Origin of the sequence: Ralstonia sp. PBBBR1 (genome assembly GCF_002256165.1) — a bacterium.
Classification (GTDB): Bacteria; Pseudomonadota; Gammaproteobacteria; order Burkholderiales; family Burkholderiaceae; genus Ralstonia; species Ralstonia thomasii.
On the sequence record NZ_NKIL01000010.1, the window covers coordinates 35328 to 58356 of the forward strand.

Annotated in this window: 25 protein-coding genes and 1 tRNA gene; 6 read left to right on the plus strand and 20 right to left on the minus strand. The window is 63.7% G+C overall.

Annotated elements, in window-relative coordinates:
- Window positions 1-57: 57 nt before the first annotated feature.
- The 3 genes from rsmD to CFE42_RS18365 all read left to right on the plus strand — a co-directional run bounded on the left by rsmD (window position 58) and on the right by CFE42_RS18365 (window position 1729).
- Window positions 58-714, plus strand: coding sequence for a 16S rRNA (guanine(966)-N(2))-methyltransferase RsmD (rsmD, locus tag CFE42_RS18355; protein WP_004633428.1), 657 nt, complete (start codon window positions 58-60; stop codon window positions 712-714).
- A gap of 197 nt (window positions 715-911) precedes the next feature.
- Window positions 912-1415, plus strand: coding sequence for a pantetheine-phosphate adenylyltransferase (gene coaD, locus CFE42_RS18360; RefSeq protein WP_004633426.1), 504 nt, complete (start codon window positions 912-914; stop codon window positions 1413-1415).
- Between the two features lie 50 nt (window positions 1416-1465).
- Window positions 1466-1729, plus strand: a complete 264-nt coding sequence (locus tag CFE42_RS18365; protein WP_004633424.1) for a YfhL family 4Fe-4S dicluster ferredoxin — start codon at window positions 1466-1468, stop codon at window positions 1727-1729.
- Window positions 1730-1797: 68 nt separating this feature from the next.
- Here CFE42_RS18365 and CFE42_RS18370 read toward each other — a convergent pair whose 3' ends face one another.
- The 8 genes from CFE42_RS18370 to CFE42_RS18405 form a co-directional block, all read right to left on the minus strand.
- Entirely contained in the window at window positions 1798-2436 is a 639-nt protein-coding gene (locus CFE42_RS18370; RefSeq protein WP_004633422.1) for a DUF4124 domain-containing protein, read from the minus strand.
- A gap of 24 nt (window positions 2437-2460) precedes the next feature.
- Window positions 2461-3063 (minus strand): aminoacyl-tRNA hydrolase, encoded by a 603-nt coding sequence (gene pth / locus CFE42_RS18375; protein WP_004633420.1) that lies wholly within the window; start codon window positions 3061-3063, stop codon window positions 2461-2463.
- A 169-nt stretch (window positions 3064-3232) separates the two neighbouring features.
- Window positions 3233-3859: a 50S ribosomal protein L25/general stress protein Ctc gene (locus CFE42_RS18380; protein WP_004633417.1), complete on the minus strand. Its 627-nt coding sequence runs from the start codon at window positions 3857-3859 to the stop codon at window positions 3233-3235.
- A gap of 152 nt (window positions 3860-4011) precedes the next feature.
- Window positions 4012-4962: a ribose-phosphate pyrophosphokinase gene (locus CFE42_RS18385; protein WP_004633415.1), complete on the minus strand. Its 951-nt coding sequence runs from the start codon at window positions 4960-4962 to the stop codon at window positions 4012-4014.
- Window positions 4963-5042: 80 nt separating this feature from the next.
- Window positions 5043-5119, minus strand: a tRNA-Gln gene (locus CFE42_RS18390).
- Window positions 5120-5169: 50 nt separating this feature from the next.
- Window positions 5170-6039: a 4-(cytidine 5'-diphospho)-2-C-methyl-D-erythritol kinase gene (ispE, locus tag CFE42_RS18395; protein WP_004633411.1), complete on the minus strand. Its 870-nt coding sequence runs from the start codon at window positions 6037-6039 to the stop codon at window positions 5170-5172.
- Between the two features lie 14 nt (window positions 6040-6053).
- Window positions 6054-6677 (minus strand): lipoprotein insertase outer membrane protein LolB, encoded by a 624-nt coding sequence (gene lolB, locus CFE42_RS18400; protein WP_004633409.1) that lies wholly within the window; start codon window positions 6675-6677, stop codon window positions 6054-6056.
- Entirely contained in the window at window positions 6677-8614 is a 1938-nt protein-coding gene (locus CFE42_RS18405) for a tetratricopeptide repeat protein (protein ID WP_004633407.1), read from the minus strand. The genes lolB and CFE42_RS18405 overlap by 1 nt, the downstream gene beginning before the upstream one ends.
- A gap of 101 nt (window positions 8615-8715) precedes the next feature.
- Between CFE42_RS18405 and mutM the strand changes: the two genes are divergently transcribed.
- The 3 genes from mutM (at window position 8716) to mutY (ending at window position 13076) form a co-directional block, all read left to right on the plus strand.
- Entirely contained in the window at window positions 8716-9591 is an 876-nt protein-coding gene (gene mutM / locus CFE42_RS18410; RefSeq protein ID WP_004633406.1) for a bifunctional DNA-formamidopyrimidine glycosylase/DNA-(apurinic or apyrimidinic site) lyase, read from the plus strand.
- A gap of 288 nt (window positions 9592-9879) precedes the next feature.
- Window positions 9880-11823 carry a dynamin-like GTPase family protein gene (locus CFE42_RS18415; protein ID WP_004633404.1) on the plus strand — a complete coding sequence of 648 codons (1944 nt, stop codon included), beginning with the start codon at window positions 9880-9882 and terminating at the stop codon, window positions 11821-11823.
- A 104-nt stretch (window positions 11824-11927) separates the two neighbouring features.
- A complete protein-coding gene (mutY, locus tag CFE42_RS18420) occupies window positions 11928-13076 on the plus strand; it encodes an A/G-specific adenine glycosylase (protein WP_004633402.1) in 1149 nt (382 codons plus the stop codon).
- 30 nt (window positions 13077-13106) lie between these two features.
- Here the strand turns inward: mutY and CFE42_RS18425 are convergent, their stop codons facing one another.
- From CFE42_RS18425 to CFE42_RS18480, 12 genes are all read right to left on the minus strand, one after another.
- Window positions 13107-13760 carry an LON peptidase substrate-binding domain-containing protein gene (locus tag CFE42_RS18425; protein ID WP_004633400.1) on the minus strand — a complete coding sequence of 218 codons (654 nt, stop codon included), beginning with the start codon at window positions 13758-13760 and terminating at the stop codon, window positions 13107-13109.
- Between the two features lie 102 nt (window positions 13761-13862).
- Window positions 13863-14756 (minus strand): RNase adapter RapZ, encoded by an 894-nt coding sequence (gene rapZ, locus CFE42_RS18430; protein ID WP_004633398.1) that lies wholly within the window; start codon window positions 14754-14756, stop codon window positions 13863-13865.
- 93 nt (window positions 14757-14849) lie between these two features.
- Complete coding sequence (locus tag CFE42_RS18435; RefSeq protein WP_004633396.1) at window positions 14850-15191, minus strand: PsiF family protein; 342 nt, start codon at window positions 15189-15191, stop codon at window positions 14850-14852.
- 187 nt (window positions 15192-15378) lie between these two features.
- A complete protein-coding gene (gene hprK, locus CFE42_RS18440) occupies window positions 15379-16353 on the minus strand; it encodes an HPr(Ser) kinase/phosphatase (RefSeq protein ID WP_004633393.1) in 975 nt (324 codons plus the stop codon).
- Between the two features lie 73 nt (window positions 16354-16426).
- Window positions 16427-16882 carry a PTS IIA-like nitrogen regulatory protein PtsN gene (gene ptsN / locus CFE42_RS18445; protein ID WP_004633390.1) on the minus strand — a complete coding sequence of 152 codons (456 nt, stop codon included), beginning with the start codon at window positions 16880-16882 and terminating at the stop codon, window positions 16427-16429.
- 346 nt (window positions 16883-17228) lie between these two features.
- Window positions 17229-17582 (minus strand): ribosome-associated translation inhibitor RaiA, encoded by a 354-nt coding sequence (raiA, locus tag CFE42_RS18450; protein ID WP_004633388.1) that lies wholly within the window; start codon window positions 17580-17582, stop codon window positions 17229-17231.
- Window positions 17583-17632: 50 nt separating this feature from the next.
- A complete protein-coding gene (locus CFE42_RS18455; protein WP_004633386.1) occupies window positions 17633-19144 on the minus strand; it encodes an RNA polymerase factor sigma-54 in 1512 nt (503 codons plus the stop codon).
- 96 nt (window positions 19145-19240) lie between these two features.
- Window positions 19241-20029, minus strand: coding sequence for an LPS export ABC transporter ATP-binding protein (lptB, locus tag CFE42_RS18460; RefSeq protein ID WP_004633384.1), 789 nt, complete (start codon window positions 20027-20029; stop codon window positions 19241-19243).
- Window positions 20030-20059: 30 nt separating this feature from the next.
- Window positions 20060-20647 (minus strand): lipopolysaccharide transport periplasmic protein LptA, encoded by a 588-nt coding sequence (lptA, locus tag CFE42_RS18465; protein ID WP_004633383.1) that lies wholly within the window; start codon window positions 20645-20647, stop codon window positions 20060-20062.
- Between the two features lie 59 nt (window positions 20648-20706).
- Window positions 20707-21339: an LPS export ABC transporter periplasmic protein LptC gene (gene lptC, locus CFE42_RS18470; protein ID WP_004633381.1), complete on the minus strand. Its 633-nt coding sequence runs from the start codon at window positions 21337-21339 to the stop codon at window positions 20707-20709.
- A 4-nt stretch (window positions 21340-21343) separates the two neighbouring features.
- Window positions 21344-21940, minus strand: a complete 597-nt coding sequence (locus CFE42_RS18475) for an HAD family hydrolase (RefSeq protein WP_004633379.1) — start codon at window positions 21938-21940, stop codon at window positions 21344-21346.
- Window positions 21941-21956: 16 nt separating this feature from the next.
- A complete protein-coding gene (locus CFE42_RS18480) occupies window positions 21957-22940 on the minus strand; it encodes a KpsF/GutQ family sugar-phosphate isomerase (RefSeq protein WP_004633376.1) in 984 nt (327 codons plus the stop codon).
- Window positions 22941-23029: the final 89 nt, after the last annotated feature.

A 23029-nucleotide genomic window follows, 5' to 3' on the forward strand; every position in this document is an offset into this window, starting at 1 on the left:
CCCGCCGGTTTTTGTTTGCGCTCGTTTTATGGGGCAACAGCCCCTAAAATCGCGCCCATGGCACCTCGTACCCCCAGCTCCAAAGGCCCCAAGGCCAAGACCGCCACGTCGCATGCGCGCGCACCTCAGCAGGTGCGCATCATCGGCGGGCAATACAAGCGCACGCCGCTCCCGGTGGTCGACGCCGACGGCCTGCGCCCGACCAGCGACCGCGTCCGCGAAACCGTCTTCAACTGGCTTGGTCATGACCTGACCGGCTGGCGCTGCGCCGACATCTTTGCCGGCACCGGGGCGCTCGGCTTTGAGGCGGCTTCGCGCGGCGCTGCGCACGTGACGCTCGTGGAAAACCACGCCCAGGCTGTGCGCGCGTTGCACGCCATCCGCGACAAGCTGGGCGCACGCATGGTCGACATCGTATCGGGCGACGCCTTTGCCTGGCTCGCTCGCCAGCCCGATGCGGCGCTCGATGCTGTGTTCATCGATCCGCCGTTTGCACAGGACTGGACGTTACGCGCGTTGGAAGCCGCGGCCCGGGTGGTCAAGCCCGGCGGCGTGATCTACGTTGAAGCGGCGCAGCAGCTGGCGGATGTGAGTGCTGATTCACATGGTGGCGAGCCGGCCGCCAGCATCGGGCTACCGGCTGACCTGGTGCTCCACAAATACCTGCGCGCCGGTGCGGTGCATGCACATTTGCTGCTCCGCAAAAACGGTTAAACTACGCCGCTCGCAGCCGATGCATGAGCATCGGGCGGCACCTGCAATGCGGGTGCGCTCGATCGATATCGGCGGCACAGGCGGCAGGCTCGGGACCTGCCGCGCTCGATAACGCAACGGTGTCCGAATGCAGTACCGGCGCGGCCATGTCCCACGCCGACGCTTACGGATGCTCTTTTCCCCTTGGTGGAGGAACCATGGTGATCGCGGTTTATCCCGGCACTTTCGATCCGTTCACGCGCGGCCACGAAGACCTCGTGCGGCGTGCGTCCAACATCTTCGACGAGCTGATCGTCGGGGTGGCGCAGAGCCCCAACAAGCGGCCGTTCTTCGCGCTGGAAGAGCGCATCGAGATCGCCCGTGAAGTGCTCGGCCATTACCCCAACGTGCGGGTCGAAGGATTTTCCGGTCTCTTGAAAGATTTCGTGCGCAAAAACGGCGCGCGCGTCATCGTGCGGGGCCTGCGTGCCGTGTCGGACTTCGAGTACGAATTCCAGATGGCCGGCATGAACCGCTACCTGCTGCCGGATGTGGAAACCATGTTCCTCACGCCGTCGGATCAGTACCAGTTCATCTCCGGTACGTTCGTCCGCGAAATCGCCGTGCTCGGCGGTGACGTCAGCAAGTTCGTGTTCCCGTCGGTCGAAAAATGGCTCAAGGAAAAGACCGGCAAGACGGAAGGGTCGGGCAAATCGGAATAAAATGACGCTTTGGCGAGCGCTGGCTCGCCGGCCATTTCAAGGAAGGCATCATGGCGCTCATAATTACCGATGAGTGCATCAATTGCGACGTATGCGAGCCAGAGTGCCCCAACGGCGCGATTTCGATGGGCCCGGAAATCTACGTGATCGACCCGGGCAAATGTACCGAATGCGTCGGCCACTTTGACGAGCCTCAGTGCCAGCAGGTCTGTCCGGTGGACTGCATCCCCAAGGACCCGGCCCATGAGGAAACGCACGAGCAGTTGATGCAGAAGTACACCCAGCTCACCTCCGCACCACCACGCGCGGCGTGAGCACACAAAAAAGAGACGGCTCTGGCCGTCTCTTTTCATTGGTGCCTACCGTCTTGTTGGCGGTGCGCCTACTGGATCGGCAGCAGATCTTCCGGCCCTTCGTAGGCATAGCCGGGCTCGCAGACGATGCGGTAGTACGGGTAATGCGGATGCGGGGGGCGCGGCACGATCGGTGTGGGCGCCACAGGTGCTTGCGCGAACGGCCTCGGGCCATTGCCGGGTTGGCGAAGTGCGCCAGCAGCCGGCGCGGGAGGCTGGCGGATCACCGGCATCGGTGTCGGATAGGGTTGCGGATAGGGCAGCGGCCCAACGTAGACGCGATGGCAGTAGCGAACGCCCTCCTGCGCAACCACCACTTTCTGCCGTTGGTCGCGGCGCGCCTGTTCGGCCGCCTGTGCCGCGATCTGGGCTTGGCGAGCGTCTTCGGCCGCCTGTGCTTTGCGACGGGCGGTTTCCATCTGCTGGACTTCGGCGGCCTCCGCGGTGGCGCGTTCGCGGGCAGCCTTCTGGTCGGCGGCCGTGGGCGTGTTGTCGATCATCGGTACGGGCTTCGCGCGCGTGCCGCAGGGGTGGTCGGAATAGGTCGTCTGACCGTTCTCGTTGCAGCGATACACCTGCGCGTGCGTTGGCAGGCTAGCCGCAGCCAAGCCGAGCGCCAGACCCGTCAGCACGGCGGGGCGTGAGGTCAGTATGGCGAACGGTGTCATGGCGGTGTCCTCAGTGCTGGCGGATCAGTGTGCGGTATGCAGGCGCATCATCGCTTTCTCGGCGTTGCCGGCAATCAGCTCAGGCAGCGCATCGAGGCTCTGGTCGATGGCGCGGTCGATGAGGTCCTGTTCTTCCTTGCGAGGCGCTTTGAGCACGAAGTTGGCGACGTCATGCTGACCGGACGCTGCCGTGCCCGGCGGCAACAGGTTGCGCGGATGGCCGATGCCAAGGCGCAGCCGCCAGAACTGTTGCGTGGTCAGATGTGCGGCAATGTCCTTCAGGCCGTTGTGGCCACCGGATCCGCCACCGAGCTTGAGCTTGACGGTGCCGGGCGGCAAATCCAATTCGTCATGCACGACCAGGATTTCATCGGGCATCACCTTGTAGAAGCGTGCCAGCGCCACGGTGGCCAAGCCGGAGCGGTTCATGAAGGTTTGCGGCTGGAGCAGCCACACCTCGTTGCCCCAAAGGTTGGCGCGGGCTGCATAGCCGTGGAAGCGCGTCTCGTTGCGCAGCGTCACGTTGCCCATGCGCGCGAGTTGGTCGACCAGCCAGAAGCCGGCGTTGTGTCGTGTCGCCGCATATTCGGCGCCCGGATTGCCGAGGCCGACGATGAGTTTGATCATGCGATTCGTATCAGTGTCAGGTGCAGGAAGCGCCCCTTGATCGTACAAGCATAGCTGCTTTCTACAGCCTGGAGACGGGGCGGCTCGGGCCGCTCAGGCAGAAAAAAAGCCCGGCGAGACAGGCTCGGCGGGCTTTTTTCGCTCGCACCGAAGTGCGAGGTGCGGCAACTTAGGCTGCCGGCTTGTCTTCGCCTGCAGCTGCAGCGCCTTCTTCGGCGGCAGCGGACTTCTCGCCAGCCGGCACGCTGATGTTGGCAACAGCCGGGTTCTCATCGCCACCGTGGGTGAGGATGGTCACGCCCTTCGGCAGCTTGAGGTCAGCGATGTGCAGGGTCTGGCCGATTTCCAGCGTACCCAGATCCACTTCGATGAACTCCGGCAGGTCGGCCGGCAGGCACGACACTTCGACGTCGTTCAGGATGTGGTTCACGATGCCGTGGCCCAGCTTCACGCCCGGTGCGGTTTCCTGGTTCAGGAAGTGCAGCGGCACCTTGACGTGGATCTTTTCCTTGGCCGACACGCGTTGGAAGTCGACGTGCAGAACCAGTTGCTTGAACGGGTGCAGTTGGAAGTCACGCAGCAGCGCCTTTTCAACCTTGCCAGCCACTTCGATGTCGAGGATCGACGAGTGGAAGGCTTCCTTCTTCAGCGCGTGGTACAGCGCGTTGTGATCGAGTTCGATCAGCTTCGGCTCGGCGCCAGCGCCGTAAATGATGGCCGGGGTCTTGCCGGAATTGCGCAGGCGGCGGCTCGCACCAGTGCCCTGAACGCTACGCTCGAAAGCGACAACTTTCATGATTGCTCCAAACGAAAAAGACGACTCGCGACCAAGCCGTCTGGTGAACGGAGCACCATATTGCGCCCCGCAGACACCGCAGAAGAGCCGTCTAACCGACGTTTTCTGCAGTAAAGCCTTGAATTATAACAGTAAGCCGCTCGGGTGCCGAATTATTCAGCAAACAGCGACATGATCGAATCACCGCGCACGATGCGGGTGAAGGTCTCGGCCAGCAGCGGCGCAGTCGAGAGTTGGCGGATCTTGCCGCACTTGATGGCGTCTTCGCGCAGCGGGATGGTATCGGTCACGACCACTTCGTCGAGCGCCGAGTCTGCAATGCGGGCGGCCGCACCACCCGACAGCACCGGGTGCGTGCAATACGAGAACACTTGCTTGGCACCGCGTTCCTTGAGTACCTGCGCGGCTTTGCACAGCGTGCCGCCGGTGTCGATCATGTCGTCCATGATCACGCAGTTGCGGCCGTCGACTTCACCGATGATGTTCATCACCTCGGCGACGTTGGCTTTCGGGCGACGCTTGTCGATGATCGCCAGATCCACGCCGAGTTGCTTGGCCAGTGCACGTGCACGCACGACACCGCCGACGTCGGGCGATACCACCAGCAGGTCTTCGTAGTTCTTCTTGCGCAGGTCTTCGAGCAGGATTGGCGACGCGTAGATGTTGTCGACCGGGATATCGAAGAAGCCTTGGATCTGGTCGGCGTGGAGGTCCATCGTCAGCACGCGTTCGACGCCGGCGACCTCTAGCATGTTGGCCACGACCTTGGCCGTGATCGCCACACGCGCCGAACGCGGGCGACGGTCCTGTCGGGCATAGCCGAAGTAGGGGATGGCGGCCGTGATGCGGCGGGCAGACGCACGCTTGAGCGCATCGACCATCACCATCAATTCCATCAGGTTGTCGTTGGTCGGGGCGCAGGTGGATTGCAGGATGAATACGTGCTTGCCGCGCACGTTTTCCTGGATCTCGACCTGGACTTCACCATCGGAGAATCGGCCGACGAGGGCCTTGCCTAGCGGAATGCCTAGGTGCTTGACGACAGCTTCGGCGAGTTTCGGGTTGGCGTTGCCGGTAAAAACCATCAAGCCTTCGCTGCTCATCGGGGCACCTGTTTTTCGACTTCAGACGCGCCGGTCAGTTAACACCAACCGGGCTATTGCTGGAAATATGAGGAAGAAAATGGCAGGGGCGGAAGGATTCGAACCTACGCATGCCGGAATCAAAATCCGGTGCCTTAACCAGCTTGGCGACGCCCCTACACAACCTATCGGTTACCGCCTCCATTGCAGAAGCGATAACAGCAAACCTTACACAGCAAATCTTGCGAGCGGGTGATGCGTCAGACCTGCCGCACACCGACCTTCCCATTCGGAAGGCACCTGATCCGCCACCGCTTGCGCATGCTCAACGTTGTCGAACGGAGCAAATACGCAGGCGCCGGATCCGGTCATTCTTGCCAGAGGGCTGAACTGACGCAGCCAGACAAGTGCTCGGGCGATTTCGCCGTATTTCCTTTCCGCCACCGCTTGTAGATCGTTGCGACCGTAAGCGAAAACAATTTGTTGGTCAGGAAAGTCCGTAATTATGGTGAGTGGCGTATCGCGTGTCAACCCTTCATCGGAAAAAATTGCGGGGGTGGGCACATGCACGCGTGGGTGAATCACCACGAACGCAGCCGGCGGCAGCGTGATGGGCGTGAGTTCTTCGCCGATACCCTCGGCGAAGGCGTTCTGGCCGAATACAAAGAAGGGCACGTCGGCGCCGAGCTTGAGGCCGATCTTCATCAGTTGCGCGCGCGGCAGATCAAGGCCCCAAAGGCGATTGAGCGCGAGCAGCGTGGTGGCGGCATCAGACGAGCCACCACCAAGGCCTCCGCCCATCGGCAGGCGTTTCTCGATGGCGATGTCGACGCCGTAGGTGCAGCCGGTTTCCGCTTGCAGCAGGTGCGCGGCGCGGATCACAAGGTCGTCATCGGCGGGCACGCCGAGGATGTCGGTGGTGCGCACGAGGCGGCCGTCGGGGCGGCGCCCGAAATGCAGCGTGTCGCTCCAGTCGATCAACTGGAAGACGGTTTGCAGCAGGTGGTAGCCATCGGGCCGGCGGCCGACTACATGCAGGAAGAGATTGAGCTTGGCGGGCGCGGGGCAATCACGCAGCTCGACGGGGGCGGAAGACATGGCGAAGCGAGGCGTTACTGGTCGAGCACGAGCCGCACCGAGAGCGGGCCGTTGGTGCCCTGCGGGCGATCAAGATCGAGCCGGCGGATGCCGACCTTGGCACCATCGGTGTTGTTGCCGTCGTCAGTCCAGGCGACGTAGTGGACAGTCCAGCCGTTCTGCTCGATGGTTTCGGGGCGCGATTGCGCATCGCGTGCCACGCGTGCCGGTGTGCCGGGCGCGGGGCGGGCGCGCAGCCAGTCGCGCAAGCCGGAGACCGGCAGCGAAAAGCCGAGCGCATCCTGCATCAGCGTGTCGACCTCGGGGGCGCGGCGAGGCGGCTGGTTCGGCAGTTCGAGCGTGGCGCCCTGGTTGCTTTGGCTGACGATGGCAAGCGTCTGGCCCAGCGGCGACATCAACTCAAGCTGCACGTCGGGTCCGCGCTCGCGCCACAGGAAGCTGCCGACGGCGCTTTGCTCGGCGTTGTTTTGCGTGTAACGGGCCGAGAAGCGACCTTGATAACGCGTGATGTTGGTATCGGCGTCTTGTGTGCCAGCGAAGAGATCGTTGGCTGGCCGCAAGCTTGCGCAGCCGCTGAACAGCGCGCAGCCAGCGCCGAGCATCAGCGCGCCAAGCGCGTGCGCGAACCGCATTGCCATCAATTTGTACTCACGGGAACATTGGGCACCGGCTGGCCGAAGCGGCGCAGCGTGTCGCGCAGCGTGGTGTCGTTTACGTCGAGCTTGGACGCTTCGGTCCAGATCTGGCGTGCGTCGTCCTGCTTGCCCGATTGCCACAGCACTTCGCCCAGGTGCGCACCGATTTCGGCTTGCGGGGCGGTAGCCCACGCCTTGCGCAGGATGTCAGTGGCGGCGGGCAGATCGCCGCGACGGTACTTGACCCAGCCGAGGCTGTCGGCGATGTAGGGATCGTCCGGCGCCAGCGACACGGCTTTCTCCAGTAGCTCCTGCGCCTCCTGCAGGCGCACGCTGCGATCGGCCAGCGAGTAGCCGAGCGCGTTGTAGCCGATGGCCTGGCCGGGACGCAGGTCGATCACCTTGCGCAGCAGCGTCTCCATGTTGTCGTAGTGGCCGTCGTGCTCTTCGAGCATCGCCAGTTGGTACGAATACTCGACGTTATCCGGATCGTTCTTGAGCAGCTCATTGACGCGGGCGCGGGCGCGGCCGTAGGCCTTGGCGTCCATCAGCATGCCGATTTCGGCCTGGCGGATGCCGTCCATCAGGGCCTGGCGGCGCGGGCCATCGGGCACGTCTTCGGAATCGGCGACGAGTTCATCGAAGGTCTGTTGCGCCTCGTCGATACGGCGCAGCTTGCCGAGCAACTGGCCGCGCTTGATGCCGGCTGCCAGCGCGGTCTGGCCATCGGTGTCGCCATTGGCCGAACCGGTGATCTTGTCGACCCAGCCGAGCGCGCCGGCGTAGTCTCGCTTCTCCTCGGCCAACTGGGCGAGGCCCTGGTAGCCGGGTTCTGGGCTCAGGGTGGGCGACTTGGCGGTGGCCGTGACGTATTCCTTCAGGTAACGCTCGGCGTCGTCGTACTGGCGCTGCTGCAAATTCAGCAGGCCCAGGGCAAGCGTGATGCGCGCATCGTTGGGCGCGATCTTCTTGAGCGTTTCGAATTCAGCGCGCGCCTTGTCCTGCTGATTGCGCACGAGGTACATGCGGGCGAGCGCCAAGTGGCCGTCGATGGACGCTGGCGCGGCTTTCAGGAAGCTGCGCAGGCCAGTGATGGCGGCATCGGGGTCGCTGTCGGCACGCAGTTCGGCGGCGAGGATGGCGGCGTCTTCATACCCGGGACGCAGCTTGAGCGCGGTGTCCAGTTCCGTCAGTGCGCCGGCGGTGTCCTTGGCGGCGACCTTCGCGCGGGCCAAGGCCAGGTGCGTTTCGGGGCGCTGCATGTCGTGCGAGGCGATGCGCTGCAGTGCGCCTACGGCACCCGCCGGATCGCTGCTCTTGGACATCTGCTGCTGCAATTGCAGCAGGGCATCGGCACGCTGGCCGGGCGAGACCTTGTTCAACTGCGCTTGGAGCATCGGTTCGACTTCCGACCACTGACCCGTTGCCACCAGCAGGAGCTGCTGCACCTGGCGTGCCGGCATGGACGTCGGCGACAGCTCTACCCACAGGCGCGTGGCGATCAGTGCTTGCGCGGGGGAGCGCGTCAGAAACGCGATCTCGGTGGCGCGCTGGGCAAAGCGGGGGTCGCGTGTGTCTTGCGCGAGCCCGAGGTAGGTTCGGTATGCCGGTTCGACCAGCCCGCGCTGCAGCGACACTTCCGAGGCCAGCACGCGGTACATGATGTCTTCAGTGAGCGCGACGCGCGGCAAATCGGTGCGCTCGGACCTCAGCAGGCCGGGGCGTGGGCGCGAGCGTTCAATCTGGATGGCTGCGCGGCCGCCCGTGCCGCCTTCCTGCGCAGCCTGGGCAATGAGCGGGGCGCCAGCCACCGACTGCGACGACCACGCCGGCAAGCTCGTCAGCCCTCCCGCCACCAGCGCGGCCAGCAGGGCCGTTCGGCTGCGCAGGAATCGCCGCGGGCGTTGCGTCGCAGGCGAACGGGAGAGGGCGTGAGGCATGGTCTCGAAGCTCCGGATAGGGGGTCAGGGCATTGTAGCCTGACCGCTACAATCGTCCGCATCGTAAAAAAAGTTGGAGCAGCACATGGGATGGAGGTTCGATGCCTGAGTTGCCGGAGGTCGAGGTCACTCGCCTGGGCTTGCTACCGCATATTACTGGGCGACGTATCGTGCGCGCCGTGGTGCGCCATCACGGCTTGCGCTGGCCCGTCGATCCGGCGCTGCCGGAGTTGCTCGCTGGCCTGACCGTTACGCGTCTGCTGCGCCGGGGCAAATACCTGCTCATCGAATGCGTGCCCGAGGTGGAGCAGTCCGGCCGCGCCGCCGATACTGTGGGGGGCTGGCTGCTCATCCATCTTGGTATGACGGGCACCTTGCGCGTGCTGGAAACGCCCGTGCCGCCAGGCCTGCACGATCACGTCGATATCGAACTCGCCGGCGCAACTGGCGTACACGTCACACTGCGCTATCGCGACCCGCGCCGGTTTGGTGCCGTGCTTTGGCATGCAGGCGATGAAGCCGGCTTGGCCGAACACCCGCTGCTGCGCAACCTCGGCATCGAGCCGTTCGACGCGCGATTCGACGGCGACTGGATGTTTGCCCGCACGCGCGGGCGCCGGGTGGCCATCAAGTCGGCGCTGCTGGCCGGCGACATCGTGGTCGGCGTGGGCAATATCTATTGTTCGGAGAGCCTGTTTCGCGCCGGTATCCGGCCGACTACGGCGGCGGGCCGCATCAGCCGGCCACGCTATGCGGCGTTGGCCGATGCCATTCGTGCCACCTTGGCCGATGCCATCGCGCGTGGGGGCAGCACGCTGCGCGACTTTGTCGGCTCGGACGGACAAAGCGGCTACTTCCAGCTTGAAGCCTTCGTGTACGACCGCGCCGGTCTGCCGTGTCGCGCGTGCGGCACTCCGATCCGCCAGATCGTGCAGGGCCAGCGCTCCACGTTCTATTGCCCGACCTGCCAGCGCTGATCGGCCTGCGAAAGGCATCGAAAGCCGCCTGGGAACCTGGCGCTGGAGCGATCTGGCCGCCATTTCGCAAGGTTTTTGAAGTGGGGTGTGGGGCCGCCGATGGCATCCCGCAACACTTACCTGCCGGGGCTGGGGAACCTTGCGGAAAGTTCGCCCGGAAGGTGGCGGTTCACTGTATCGTTCCACCTAAATTTGTGCATTTCTGTGCCGTAATTGGGCGGTAACAGCGATGTCGAGGGGCGCGCGCATTTTTTCGCGGTCGGGTCGCGCACACAATAAGACAGAATGATGAACAACACACTGAGCACACAGTTCGAGCAGTACAGCGCCTGGCGCGCTTCGGTACTGCAATCGGTGGGGGAATTCCAGGACTGGCTGCAAGCCCAGGAGCTGTACGACGCGCAAGCTGACATGCGCGCGCAGCGAATCCGTGGCGTCCTGCGCAGCGACAAGCTCAAGGTCGCCTTCATTGCCGAGTTCTCGCGCGGCAAGAGTGAACTGATCAACGCGATCTTCTTTGCGGATTTCGGCCGCCGCATCCTGCCATCGTCCGCGGGCCGGACCACGATGTGTCCGACTGAGCTGATGTACGACGAAAGCTATCCGCCGTCGATCCGCCTGCTGCCGATCGAGACGCGTCTGCACGACGCATCGACGGCCGATTTTCGCGATGCGGGCAGCCACTGGCTGTCGGTCCCTCTCGACCCGTCGTCGCCCGAGGGCATGCTCGAAGCGTTCCGCCACGTGGTGGAAACCGTGCGCGTGCCGAAGGAAGAAGCCGAGCAGCTCGGCCTCTATAACGACGCCGATCCCGACGCCGCGTTCTCGGTGGATGCCGCCGGCACGGTCGAAGTGTCGAAGTGGCGTCACGCGATCATCAATTTCCCGCACCCGATGCTCAAGCAGGGGCTGGTGATCCTGGATACGCCGGGCTTGAACGCCATCGGTACCGAGCCGGAACTGACACTGCGGCTGATTCCAGATGCACATGTCGTGGTGTTCGTGCTGGCAGCGGACGCCGGCGTGACCAAGAGCGACCTGGAGCTGTGGCGCTCGCACGTCGGTGGTGGCCAACGCAAGGGCTGCATCGCGGTGCTCAACAAGGTCGATGGCCTGTGGGATCCGCTCAAGTCCGAAGAGGAAGTCGAGAACGAAGTCAGTCGTCAGATCATGACGACGGCGCAGGTGCTCGATATCGATGTCGAGCGCGTGTATCCGGTGTCGGCGCAGAAGGGCCTGGTGGCCAAGGTCAGCCATGACCATGAGCTGCTGGCCAAGAGCCGGCTGCTGGAGCTGGAGTCGGTGCTGTCGGATCAACTGATTCCGCAGCGTCGCGAGATCGTCACCGAGCAAGTGCAACTGGCGGTGAAGGATATGGCCACCGGCGCGCAGCAACTGCTGCAGATGCGCCGCCGCGATATCGTCGAGCAGTTGTTCGAACTGCGCGGCCTGCGCGGCAAGAACCATACGATGGTCAAGCACATGCTGATGCGCGTGCAGGGCGAGAAGGAAGAGTTCGAGCAGAGCATCGCCAAGTTCCAGGCGCTGCGCACGGTGTTCGGCCGCCACAGCGCGGAGATCATCAAGAGCGTGCAGCTCAAGCAGATCCGCTCGACGATGCGCGAGGCGCGCGAGAAGATGAAGGAGCGCGTGTTCTCGCGCGGCCTGCGCGACGACATGGACAAGTTGTTCGGCCACCTGACCGGCCTGGTGCGTGATGCAGCGAATCGCATTGACCAACTGCACCAGATGGTTGATGGCATGTACAAGAAGTTCAACGCCGAGCACGGCTTCACGCTGTCGCCGCCGCTGCGCTTTTTGGGCACGCGCTACGACGCTGATCTGAAAGAAACGCTAATGCTGGCGCACAACCACTTTGGTGCGTTCAGCTTCCTGACCCGCCCGAAGCCGCAACTCGTGCACGGCGCGTTCTCGACGGTGGCCAGCCGCGTGCTGGATACCTTCCAGGACATGAACCGCGACATCGAGATCTGGCTGAAGTCGGTCATGACACCGCTCGAAGCGCAGGTGCGCGATCACCAGAAACAACTGCGTAAGCGTGTCGATTCGATCGAGCGCATTCACGAGGCCACCGATACGCTCGAAGCGCGCATCACCGAACTCGAAGCGTTGCTCAACACGCTCGACGAGCGCAGCGGCACGATTGCCCAGTACACCGACCGCATTCTCGCGGCTGGAACGATCCTGGAGCGGCAGTCGTTCGCGGCCTGACGCAAATCGTTGTTCACGGAGAGGGCGCCTGCGGGCGCTTTTTTCGTTCTGGTAGGATCGCCGCCAGCGCGCATCTGCTGCGCGCCGCTTCTTTCATCACACGCATGACCGCCACCCCTCGCCGCACGCGCCGCGCCGCGCAACCTGCTGCCGTTTTGCCTTCGCTTCCCGACGATTTCGCGGTGCGTGTCATCGCCTGGCAGCAGCGTCATGGCCGTCACCATCTGCCGTGGCAGAACACGGGCGATGCGTATCGCACGTGGCTCTCCGAGATCATGCTGCAGCAGACGCAAGTGAGCGCGGTGCTGGGCTACTACGCACGCTTCATCGAGCGCTTCCCGACCGTGCAGGCGCTGGCCGCTGCGCCGGCAGACGACGTGATGGCTGCGTGGGCCGGCCTCGGCTACTACACGCGCGCGCGCAACCTGCATCGGTGCGCACAGATCGTGGTGGCCGAGCACGGTGGCATCTTCCCGCGTGATCCCGACGTGTTGGTCGCGCTGCCCGGCATCGGCCGCTCGACCGCCGCGGCCATCGCCGCGTTCTCATACGGCGTGCGCGCGGCCATTCTCGATGGCAACGTCAAGCGCGTGTTTGCACGTGCGTTCGGCATCGATGGCTTTCCCGGCGACAAACGCGTCGAAGACACCATGTGGCGCATCGCTGAAACCCTGCTACCGCCGGCCGAAGGCATTCAACCTTACACCCAGGGTTTGATGGACCTGGGTGCCACCGTCTGCACGCGCGGCAAGCCGGCATGCCTGACCGGCGAACGCGCCTGTCCGCTCGAATCGCTATGCGAAGCGCGCAGTACCGGTCGCGTGATGGAGCTACCCGTGCCGCGCCCGCGCAAGGCGATACCCGAGCGCGCAGCGACACTCGTCATCGCGCTGCACGCCGACGCGGTGTTGCTGCAGCGTCGTCCGCAACGCGGTATCTGGGGTGGGTTGTGGTCGTTGCCGCTGGTGGGCGAGATGGACGACGCGCTGGACGCACATCCGCTGGATGTCGACACCGTGCGTCGTGCCGCGCAGGCATATGGCGCGGTCTCAACCTTGGAGATGGCCGGCGCGCTCACGCACACCTTCACACACTTCCGCCTGCAGATGCATCTGCTGCGCGCGGAGATTGCCGCGCCCGCTGCGCTTGGCGACGACTGGCGCTGGATACCGCTTGCACAACTCAATTCAGTGGGATTGCCTGCGCCGGTGAAGTTGGCGCTGGAGACGCTGGTGCAGCCAAGCCTGATCTAGCCAGCCCGGTCTGGCCAGGCGGATACGGCATCACAGAATGTGGTGTTGCTTCATGTAGCGATGGACGATCTCGATGCGCATGCCGGCGTCCATCAGTTCCATCAACTTCTGCTTGGCCTTGAGCGGCACCGGCAGCAGTTCGCACAGCCGATTCGCGACCCAGCTCGGGCTGTTCCACTCGTACGGTTCGACCATCGGAACGTTGCCGTCTTCGCGCGAGCCGAGCGTGGTGATGATGCGGCGAAGGGCGCCCACGCAATCGTCGAAGAGTTCGCCCTTGCAGTCTTCCACGTCGGCGCCGATGGGCTCAACCGTGCCGCGCATGAGGCCGTCTGGCGTCGTCTCGAACGACAGCACCTTGAAGCGCTGCGTGCCACGCACCTTGATCATCAGCAGGCCGAGCTGCTCCATATCGCATTCGACGATGTGGGCGATGCAGCCCACGTCAACCGGCACGGTTGTGCCGTCTGTCGTGGCGACTTCATTGCCGCGCTCGATCAGGCAGACGCCGAACGGCGTCTTGTCGCGCAGGCATGTGCGCACCATGTCCATGTAGCGGGCTTCGAAAATGCGCAGCGGGAGAAGGCCACCCGGAAACAGCACCGTATGCAACGGAAACAGCGGCAGCTCGGTGGGCAGCGGCGGCAGCGGCGAGAACGGAGAGAGAGCGATGTCTTCTTGCATGGACGGGCATTCAGCAGACGGCGGCAAGACTTTCGCGTGGCGCCGCGCAAGAAGCCGCATCCAAATGAGACTGGTCCGCGCGCGGGGTATGTCGGGCGCAGTTCAGCCGTCTACGGCCAATTCGCGGTGGCGGACCAACACATTACCATGCGCGCGGAAGTACGTGGCAAGCCGTTCCGCGATGTACACGGAACGATGCTGGCCACCGGTGCAGCCGATCGCGACGGTCAGGTAGCTGCGGTTGTCGGCGATGAAGCTCGGCAGCCACTTTTCCACGTAGGCGCGAATGTCTTCTGCCATCGCAAGTACCATCGGCTGACTTTGCAGGAAGTCGATGACAGGCTGGTCGCGGCCCGTGAGTGGGCGCAATTGCGTGTCGTAGTACGGGTTGGGCAGTGAACGCACGTCGAAGACAAGATCGGCGTCGGTCGGCACGCCATGCTTGAAGCCGAACGATTCGAACATCAACGTGATGTCGTGCGGCTCGTCGCTGATGAATTCTTTGATGTACGCGCGCAGGGCGTTCGTGCGCAGCGTGCTGGTGTCTATGCGGTGCGCTGGATCGGCCAGCGGGCTGAGCAGCTCGCGCTCCATCTCGATCGCTTCGATGAGCGAGGTGTCGAGGCCCTTGGCAGCCGCCTGCACATTGGCCGCGGTATCCGGGCGGCCGTTACGGATCGACAGCGGATGCCGGCGGCGCGTCTCGGAATAGCGCTGCACCAGCGCGGTCGTGCTCGCCGTCAAAAACAGCATGCGAACGTCGTGTTCCTTGCGCAGCACGGTGACCGTCTCGGGCACCTTGCGCAGCGATTCACGGCTGCGGATGTCAGTGGCCACGCCCAGATGCGTATAACCCTGGTCCGCCAGGTAGCGCGCCAGTTCGGGGATGAACTGCGCGGGCAGGTTGTCGACGCAGTAGTAGCCTGCGTCTTCAAGTACGTTCAGGGCGACCGATTTCCCTGAACCCGACATACCGGTGATGAGAATGATCCGCATGCCGCGAGGATAGCATCCCTGTGTTGCAAAGCAGCGGCCAACAAAAAAAGGCGACCGATGCGGCCGCCTTTTTGAAGCGAGGCTAACGGGCGCTCAGCCGTTCGAGAGGCACGCTTTCTGGGCGTTCTTGTACTCGTCGCCCTTCTTGCCCTTGTTGGCTTTGGAGCAGGCTGCCATCTTTTCCTGCTGCGTCATCGGCTTGGCGGCAGCTGCCGGCTTGTCCGACAGGCAGCCTTTCATGAAAGCCTTGCGCTCGTCGCCTTTCTTGCCGGCGGCGTCCATGTTGCATTGCTTCATCTTGTCTTGCTGCGAATTCTTGGCTGCCGGGGCGGCAGCAGGTGCGGCCGGCGCGGCTGCGGGTGCGCTGCCTTGGGCGAATGCCTGGCCAGCCAGGAACGGGAGCGCCAGGGCGCAAGCGGCAATCAGTTGTTTCATCGTCGTGTTCTCCTTGGGTACCGACAGAAGAGCGGGCGGAGACAAACCGCCACGCTCGCGATGAACGCCGCCGCGTGCGTGCTCGGCGCATTCCCTCCCACAACGGAGAGGCAGCATGTCGGGTTGACGTTTCGCAGCGAAAACTAGGGTAAAACCGACCTGGAGACGAAACTTTGTAGCGGCTTTGTTAAAGCAGACGGCCCTGGGGCGAGTGGGAAGCGGCTTCAGCCTGCATGGCGGCTCGCTGGCGGTCCATGAAGTCGCGCAACGTATCAATGCCGCGCAGGCGCAGGATGGTGTTGCGCACCGCGGCTTCGACCAGCACGGCCAAGTTGCGGCCAGCAGCCACCTGAATCTTCACCATGTGGATTGGCAGACCGAGCACATCGAGGTACTGCGAATCGAGCGGCAGGCGCTCGAATTCGCCATCGTTGCGGCGCACGAGTTGCACGATCAGCTTGATCTTCATCTTCCGGCGCACCGCCGTCTCACCGAAGATCGTCTTGATGTCGAGCAGGCCCAGGCCGCGCACTTCCAGCAGATTCTGCAGCAGCGGCGGGCAGCGGCCTTCGATAAAGTCCGGCCCCAACCGCACGAAGTCGACTGCATCGTCGGCAACCAGGCCGTGGCCGCGCGAGATCAGTTCCAGGCCCAACTCGCTCTTGCCCAGACCCGAATCGCCCATGATCAGCACGCCCATGCCGAGGATGTCGAGAAACACCCCGTGCATCGTCACGCGCGGCGCCGAGATGCGCGACAGATACAGGCGCAGATGATCAATGACGGCAGCCGAGGAAATCGGTGACGTGAACAGCGGTGTGGACGAGCGCGTGCAGCGCAGTTCCAGATCGGGCGGCGGATCGACGCCATCGGCCACCACCAGGAAGGGCGGCTCCAGCAGGATCAACTCGCCCATCTGGCGCTTGCGGTTTTCTTCCGACAAGCGTTGGTAGTAGGTGATCTCGGGCTTGCCGAGCACCTGGATGCGGTTCGGGTGGATGAGGTTCAAGTGCCCGACCAGGTCGGCTGCAGACGTCGCCTCCTTGGCGAAGTCCACGTCGAACGCGCGGTCCGCGCCCTCCAGGCCGGCGACCCACGAGAGCTTCAGATCAGCTGCGTTGTCGTCAAAGATCGATTGGGCGATGACGCCGGTCAGTTCCATAGCAGGGCACAGTGATGCCGACGGGGCATAGCGCGTTCGCAATCGGTTGCGCTTGCCCCCGATTGCGCCGCGATCAGGGCCGCCAGTCGGTCAGTAGCTGGTGAATCGCCTCGGGCGACGGCAGGGTGGCGAGGCCTTCGCGCATGTCCCGGTCGGACAGCAGTTGGGCGATTTCAGAGAGGATTTCCAGATGCTGCTGGGTGGCCTGCTCAGGCACCAGCAGAAAGATCAGCAGCGAGACAGGTTTGCCGTCGGGTGACTCAAAAGGCACCGGTTCAGAGAGGCGCATGAATGCAGCCAGCGGTTGCTTGAGCCCCTTGATCCGGCCGTGCGGGATGGCTACGCCAGCGCCCAGGCCCGTGGAGCCCAGCGATTCGCGTGCAAACAGGTTGTCGGTGACCACTGCGCGGGCCACGCCGTGGTTGTTCTCGAACAGCAGGCCGGCCTGTTCAAATACCCGCTTTTTGCTGGTTACGCTGACGTCGAGGGCAATGTTCCCGGGCGGCAGCAGTTTGGCCAAGCGATTCATGTGCAATGCGTGAAATGAGCGGCGTCTTTCTGCACCAAGATGGCGCGCGGACAATGGGGTCATTATAGACCACGTGTCGCGCGGCTTTGTGCGGCGCACCAGTGGTGCACCGCGCAGGGCAGAGAAGCGAATCCCCCGGGGCTGCGATCAGCCGGTGCCGGCAATGTGCGCGCGGCATCGACCCTGTTTTTGCCAGCATCGCGCCAAAAGCCGCGCCACGCCAGCGTTCATACTTTCGTCAGATTTTAGCCCGACTTAAATCCGTTGCAATCGGATTCGTCACGAATGCACCACGGCATAAAAAAACCGCGCCACCTCGGGGCGCGGTTTCTGTGGTGCGGTCTTGCTATTGCTGCATCTGCACGGCTTGAAAGGCCTGGTGCTTCATGCTGTCACGATCGTGCCCTTGCACGCGGTCCTTGTATTTGATCACTTGCCGGTCGAGCTTATCGACGAGTAGGTCGATGGCCGCATAAAGATCTTCATGGTGTGATTCGACGAAGACGTCCTTACCCTTGAGGTGCAGGTTGATTTCCGCGTACTGACGCCGATCCTTCTCCTTGTGGTTATCGACCGATAGCAACACGCTGACGCCAATCACCTGATCGAAGTGCCTGATCACACGCTCCAGTTTCGTTTCCACGTACTCACGCAAAGCAGGCGTGATGTCCAGGTGGTGTCCACTGAGTTTGAAGTTCATAGCGGTTCTCCTTCTCAAGATGGGCCGCACCGGAACTGCCCGCGATGCGGCTATAAAGACTTGCGCAAATTCACTGCAGGGATCTTGAGGGCTTCGCGGTATTTGGCCACCGTCCGACGGGCCACCACGAATCCTTGTTCGCCTAACAGCTCGGCAATTCTGCTATCGGACAGAGGATTCTTCGGGTCTTCGGCTCCTACAAGTTGCTTGATGAGCGCGCGTATCGCAGTGGACGACGCGGCCCCGCCGGTTTCCGTCGATACATGGCTGCCGAAGAAGTACTTCAACTCGAACGTCCCCATCGGGGTCGCCATGTATTTGCTCGTTGTCACACGGGAGATCGTGGACTCGTGTAGACCCAGTGTATCGGCTATTTCCCGCAAAACCAAGGGGCGCATGGCGATTTCGCCGTGCGTGAAGAAGCTCTTTTGACGCTCGACAATCGCTTGCGAGACACGCAGGATCGTATCGAAGCGCTGCTGGATGTTCTTGATCAGCCAACGTGCTTCCTGCAGCTTCTGCTGCAGATTGGCAGCGCCCGATTCACCGCGGCTGCTGCGCAGGATCTGCGCGTACATGTCGTTGATGCGCAGCCGCGGCATGACGTCGGGGTTCAGTTGCGCCATCCAGCCTGCGCTTGTCTTGCGCACAATCACGTCGGGCACCACGAAATCCGCTTCGGCGCGGCCGAATGCATGACCCGGAAACGGTGCCAGTGAACGAATCAGCTCATGCGCAGCTTTCAGTGTGGGTTCGTCGACGCACAATGCCTTCTTCAAGCGCGTGTAGTCGCGCGCGGCCAGCAGTTCGAGATGCTGATTAACGATGATGAGCGCCAGCCCTTTCGCTGGCGAATCGAGCCGATGCAATTGCAACGACAGGCATTCGGCCGCTGAGCGCGCGCCAATGCCGGGCGGATCAAAGCTCTGCAGCATGCGCAGCGCGGCTTGCAGTTCGTCGAGTTCGACTTCGAGTTCGGCCGGCAGATCTGCGAGGATTTCGTCGAGCGTGCCCGACAGATAACCTTCGTCGTCGAGCGATTCGATCAGGAAGATGACGAGGCCCTTGTCGCGCATCGAGAGCTTGAGCGGCGCGAGTTGTTCCATGAGGAATTCGCGCAGGCTTTGCTCGGCTTCGCGCAACTGCAGTGGCGCGCGATCGTCTTCGTCGGATTGCGGCTTGCGGGCGAAGTCGTCGAGGCTCCAGTCGGAGCGGTCGGAGCCGTAATCGCTGTCGAAATCGGCACCGTTGTCGTGGCCGTTTTCGTAGCTGCTGTCCGAGCTGTCGCTGCTGTCGCCGCCGTTGGGTGCGGGCGGAGGCGATTCGGTGGGCAGGGGCGTCGCGCTGTTGCTTTGCAGCGCGTTCAAGGAGCCGTCCGCTCCAATGCGGGCGGAGGTGTCGAGCCACTCGTTTTCCCGCTCCAGCAGCGGGTTTTCGGTCAGGGCCTGTTCAACTTCCTGCTGCAGTTCGATGGTCGACAACTGCAGCAGTCGGATCGATTGCTGCAACTGCGGCGTGAGCGCGAGATGCTGAGAGAGACGGAGCTGGAGCGACTGTTTCATGCGGGCTATTCTATGCCCAACACTTCGTCGATGGAACGGATTTTGCTTTAAGGTGCGCCTTTGCCACGTCCTTAAGGCGTAAGCGTGCAGCGCGGCTTACATCCGGAAGTTATCGCCCAGATAGACCTTGCGTACATCCTCGTTTTCGATGATCTGCTCCGGCATGCCTGCAGCCAGCACGGTGCCTTCGCTGATGATGTAGGCGTGATCGCAGATGCCCAGCGTTTCGCGCACGTTGTGATCGGTGATCAGCACGCCGATATTGCGGTCTTTCAGGAAGCTGACGATGCGTTGAATCTCGCCCACCGCGATCGGATCGACGCCGGCAAACGGTTCATCGAGCAGGATGAAGCGCGGCGATGAGGCCAGCGCGCGGGCAATCTCCACGCGGCGGCGTTCACCACCCGATAGGGACAGCGCAGGGTTGTCGCGCAGGTGAGCGATCTGCAAGTCGTCGAGCAGGCCGTCGAGGCGGCGATTGACTTCGTCTTGCGAGAGCTTCTTGCCGTTCTGCTCTTGCAATTCGAGCACCGCGCGGATGTTTTCCTGCACATTGAGCTTGCGGAACACCGAGGCCTCCTGCGGCAAATACGACAGGCCCATGCGCGCACGCTGGTGGATCGGCAGGCGGCTGATGTGCTCGCCGTCGAGCACGATGTCGCCGGCGTCCAGCGCCACCAGGCCGACGATCATGTAGAACGAGGTCGTCTTGCCCGCGCCGTTGGGGCCGAGCAGGCCGACCACCTCGCCGCTTTTCACGTCAAGCGACACGTCCTTGACCACCGTGCGCGTACCGTAGCGCTTCTTCAGATGGCGGACGACCAGCGTGCTGGAAGTCGTGGCCTGCGGCGCTGCAGTCTTGGGGGCGAGGGTGGTGGCGGACATAAGCGAAGCTGAAAAGGCAGGCGGTACGGATCAGGGCTTGGCAGCCGGGGCAGATGCCGGCGCGGCAGGCGCGCTCGTGCGCGGTGCCAGAACGGCGCGCACGCGGCCCGACGGGTTGGCTGCAGTGGCGTTCTCTGCGCCGCCCGAGGCCGTGTAGAACTCTTTCTGGCCGTCGTACGTGATTACTGCGCCGCGGATCTCGTCGAGCTGCGTCGCGCCTTGGAGGCGTTCCATGCGTGCGCGGGTGATCAGCTTGGAAATCTCTTGCTTGCCGTCGTATTCGATGCGCTCGCCCCAACCCTGGATGTATTCGTCGACGTTGTCGCGCTTCTGGCGAATGAAGGCGAGGTTGCCGGGCTTGGACGTGGCGACGGCGTAGTTGTAGCCCTCGGGGTCGGTACGCAGATCGGCCTGGTCGGAGCGCAGCACCATGGTGCCCTTGGTCAGCACCACGTTGCCGGTCAAGTGATAGACCTGCTTCAGATCGTCGTAGCTGGCGTTGTCGGCTTCGAGCACGAGCGGCTTGTCTCGGTCGGCGCGCTCGGCATGCGCGGGCAGGGCCGGGAGCAGCAGCGCAGCGACGATGGCGAGGCCGGCAGCACGGAGGGAAAGAGTCATGGGGATCACGTCGGAGAAGGGCGCGGTCGGTGGGCGTAGTCAGGTGTCGGGGGCAGAGTTTACTGCTTCGGCGCCCCCAGCCCTTCGATTCGGCCCCGCACATTGCCCAGCAATTGTACTTGGCGCGTCACGTTGTTGAAGGTGAGGCCGTTGGCGTTCATGATCGACGGCCCGCGATGCAGCTCGACCGGCTTGTCGGTGCGCACGATGTCGTCGTTGAGCAGCACCTGGAAGTAGGTCGAATCGGCCGTCATCAGCGGGTCCTGACGGGCGTCGGAGCCCTGCGCGCGGATGACCTTGGCGTTGTTGTACAGATCGACGACGGTGCCGTCGCCGTTCATCTTGCCGAGGTCTGCACGGGCGGTGACCTGCGGGCGATCGGGCGCATAAACGCGCAGTGCGGGATACGTGACGTCGTAGGTCAGGTCGTCCTCATAGTGATTCATGTGGACGCCGGTGAAGCGGTATTTGGTCGTGCCGGTCTCGTCCAGTGCGGTGGCCGAGATGCCGTCCATGGTGTAGTCGGCGGTGTGGCGCTTGGGCTGCGTGGCGGCTTCGTCGGTCTGCGGCGTGTTGACCTGCACGAGCAGGAACGTGACGCCGCAGACGATTGCCATCAGCAGGATCGGCAGCCCGCGCAGCATGATCTGCAGCACGGAGGAGACGAGGCGTTGGGAGCGTTCGCTGGCCATGGAGTCAGAAAGGTTGCGGGGCCTGCAGCAGTTGCGCGAGCAGGGCGTCGTAGGCGCCTTGGGCCTTGAGGATCAGGTCGGCCACTTCGCGCACCGCGCCGCGCCCGCCCGTGGCCTGGGCGACGTAGTGGGCACGGCTGCGCAGTTCGGCATGGGCCTGGGCAGGGCAGGCGGTAAAGCCCGCCATCGTCATCACCGGCAGGTCGGGCCAGTCGTCGCCCATGTAGCCGGCGTCGGCGGCTTGCAGTTGCGTTGCCGCCAGCAGGTGGCCAAACGCCTCGCGCTTGTCGGCTACGCCTTGGTACAGATGTTCGATGCCGAGTTCCCCGGCGCGCCAGGCCACGATTTCGGATTGCCGTCCGGTAATGATGGCCGGCGTGACGCCGGCCTGTGCCAGCAGTTTGATACCGTGGCCGTCGAGGGTGTCGAACGCCTTGCTGATCTCACCCTCCGGTCCAACGAGCAAGCGGCCGTCGGTCAGCACGCCATCCACATCGAACACCATCAGGCGCACGCGCGCGGCGCGTTCCATTGCTTGCGGAAAGCGCGCGTCGATGTTGCTGTGGACGCTGTCAGTGGGAAATGGGGCCAGGGTGATCATCAGCGGCGTGAGCTGGTCAGATGACCTTGGCCCGCGTCAGGTCGTGGATGTGCAGCGCGCCCACCAGCAGGCCGGCGGCATCGACCACCAGCAACTGGTTGATGCGGTGCGTTTCCATGACTCCGACGGCTTCAACGGCGAGCTGGTCGGGGCCGATCGAGCGCGGGTTGCGATGCATGACCTCGTTGATTGGCACGGTGCGCCAGTCGCGCGGGGTCTCGAGCAGGCGGCGCAGGTCGCCGTCGGTGAACACGCCCACGGCGCGGCCTTGGGCATCGACCACGGCGGTCATCGCCATGCCCTTGCGGGTGATTTCCATCAGCGCCTGCGACAGCGGCGTGTTTTGGTCCACGCGGGGGATGGCGTCGCCGGCGCGCATGACGTCGCGCACGTGCGTCAGCAGCTTGCGGCCGAGCGATCCGCCCGGATGCGAGCGTGCGAAGTCTTCTGCACCGAAGCCGCGTGCGTCGAGCACGGCCACGGCCAGCGCATCGCCCAGCGCGATCTGCGCGGTAGTGCTGGCGGTGGGGGCAAGGTTCAGCGGACAGGCTTCGACGTCGACGTGCGAGTTGAGCACCACGTCGGCATGCTTGCCGAGCGAGGACCCCGGGTTGCCCGTGACGGCGATCAGCTTGGCGCCCATCCGCTTGACCAGCGGCAGGATGACGTTCAGCTCCGACACTTCGCCGGAATTGGAAAAGCCGATGAAAACGTCGTCGCGGGTGACCATGCCGAGATCGCCATGGCTGGCCTCGGCCGGGTGCACGAAGAAGGCCGGCGTGCCGGTCGAGGCCAGCGTGGCGGCAATCTTGCGCGCCACGTGGCCCGATTTGCCCATGCCGGACACGACGACGCGGCCGGTGCAGCCGAGCACCATTTCGACCGCGCGCGCAAAGTCGGCGGACACCTGGGTCTTGAGACCGAGTACGGCTCGCGCTTCGATGTCGAAGGTTTGCTGCGCCAGCGCAAGCGCTCGGTCCGGATTGAAATTCGCTATCATGGCGGCGAAGTATAACAACGATTGACACAGTCCTCGGCCGCTGGCGGCGCGTTGGGACTTGACTTGCGGGGAGTGGGCGGAGCGTGCGG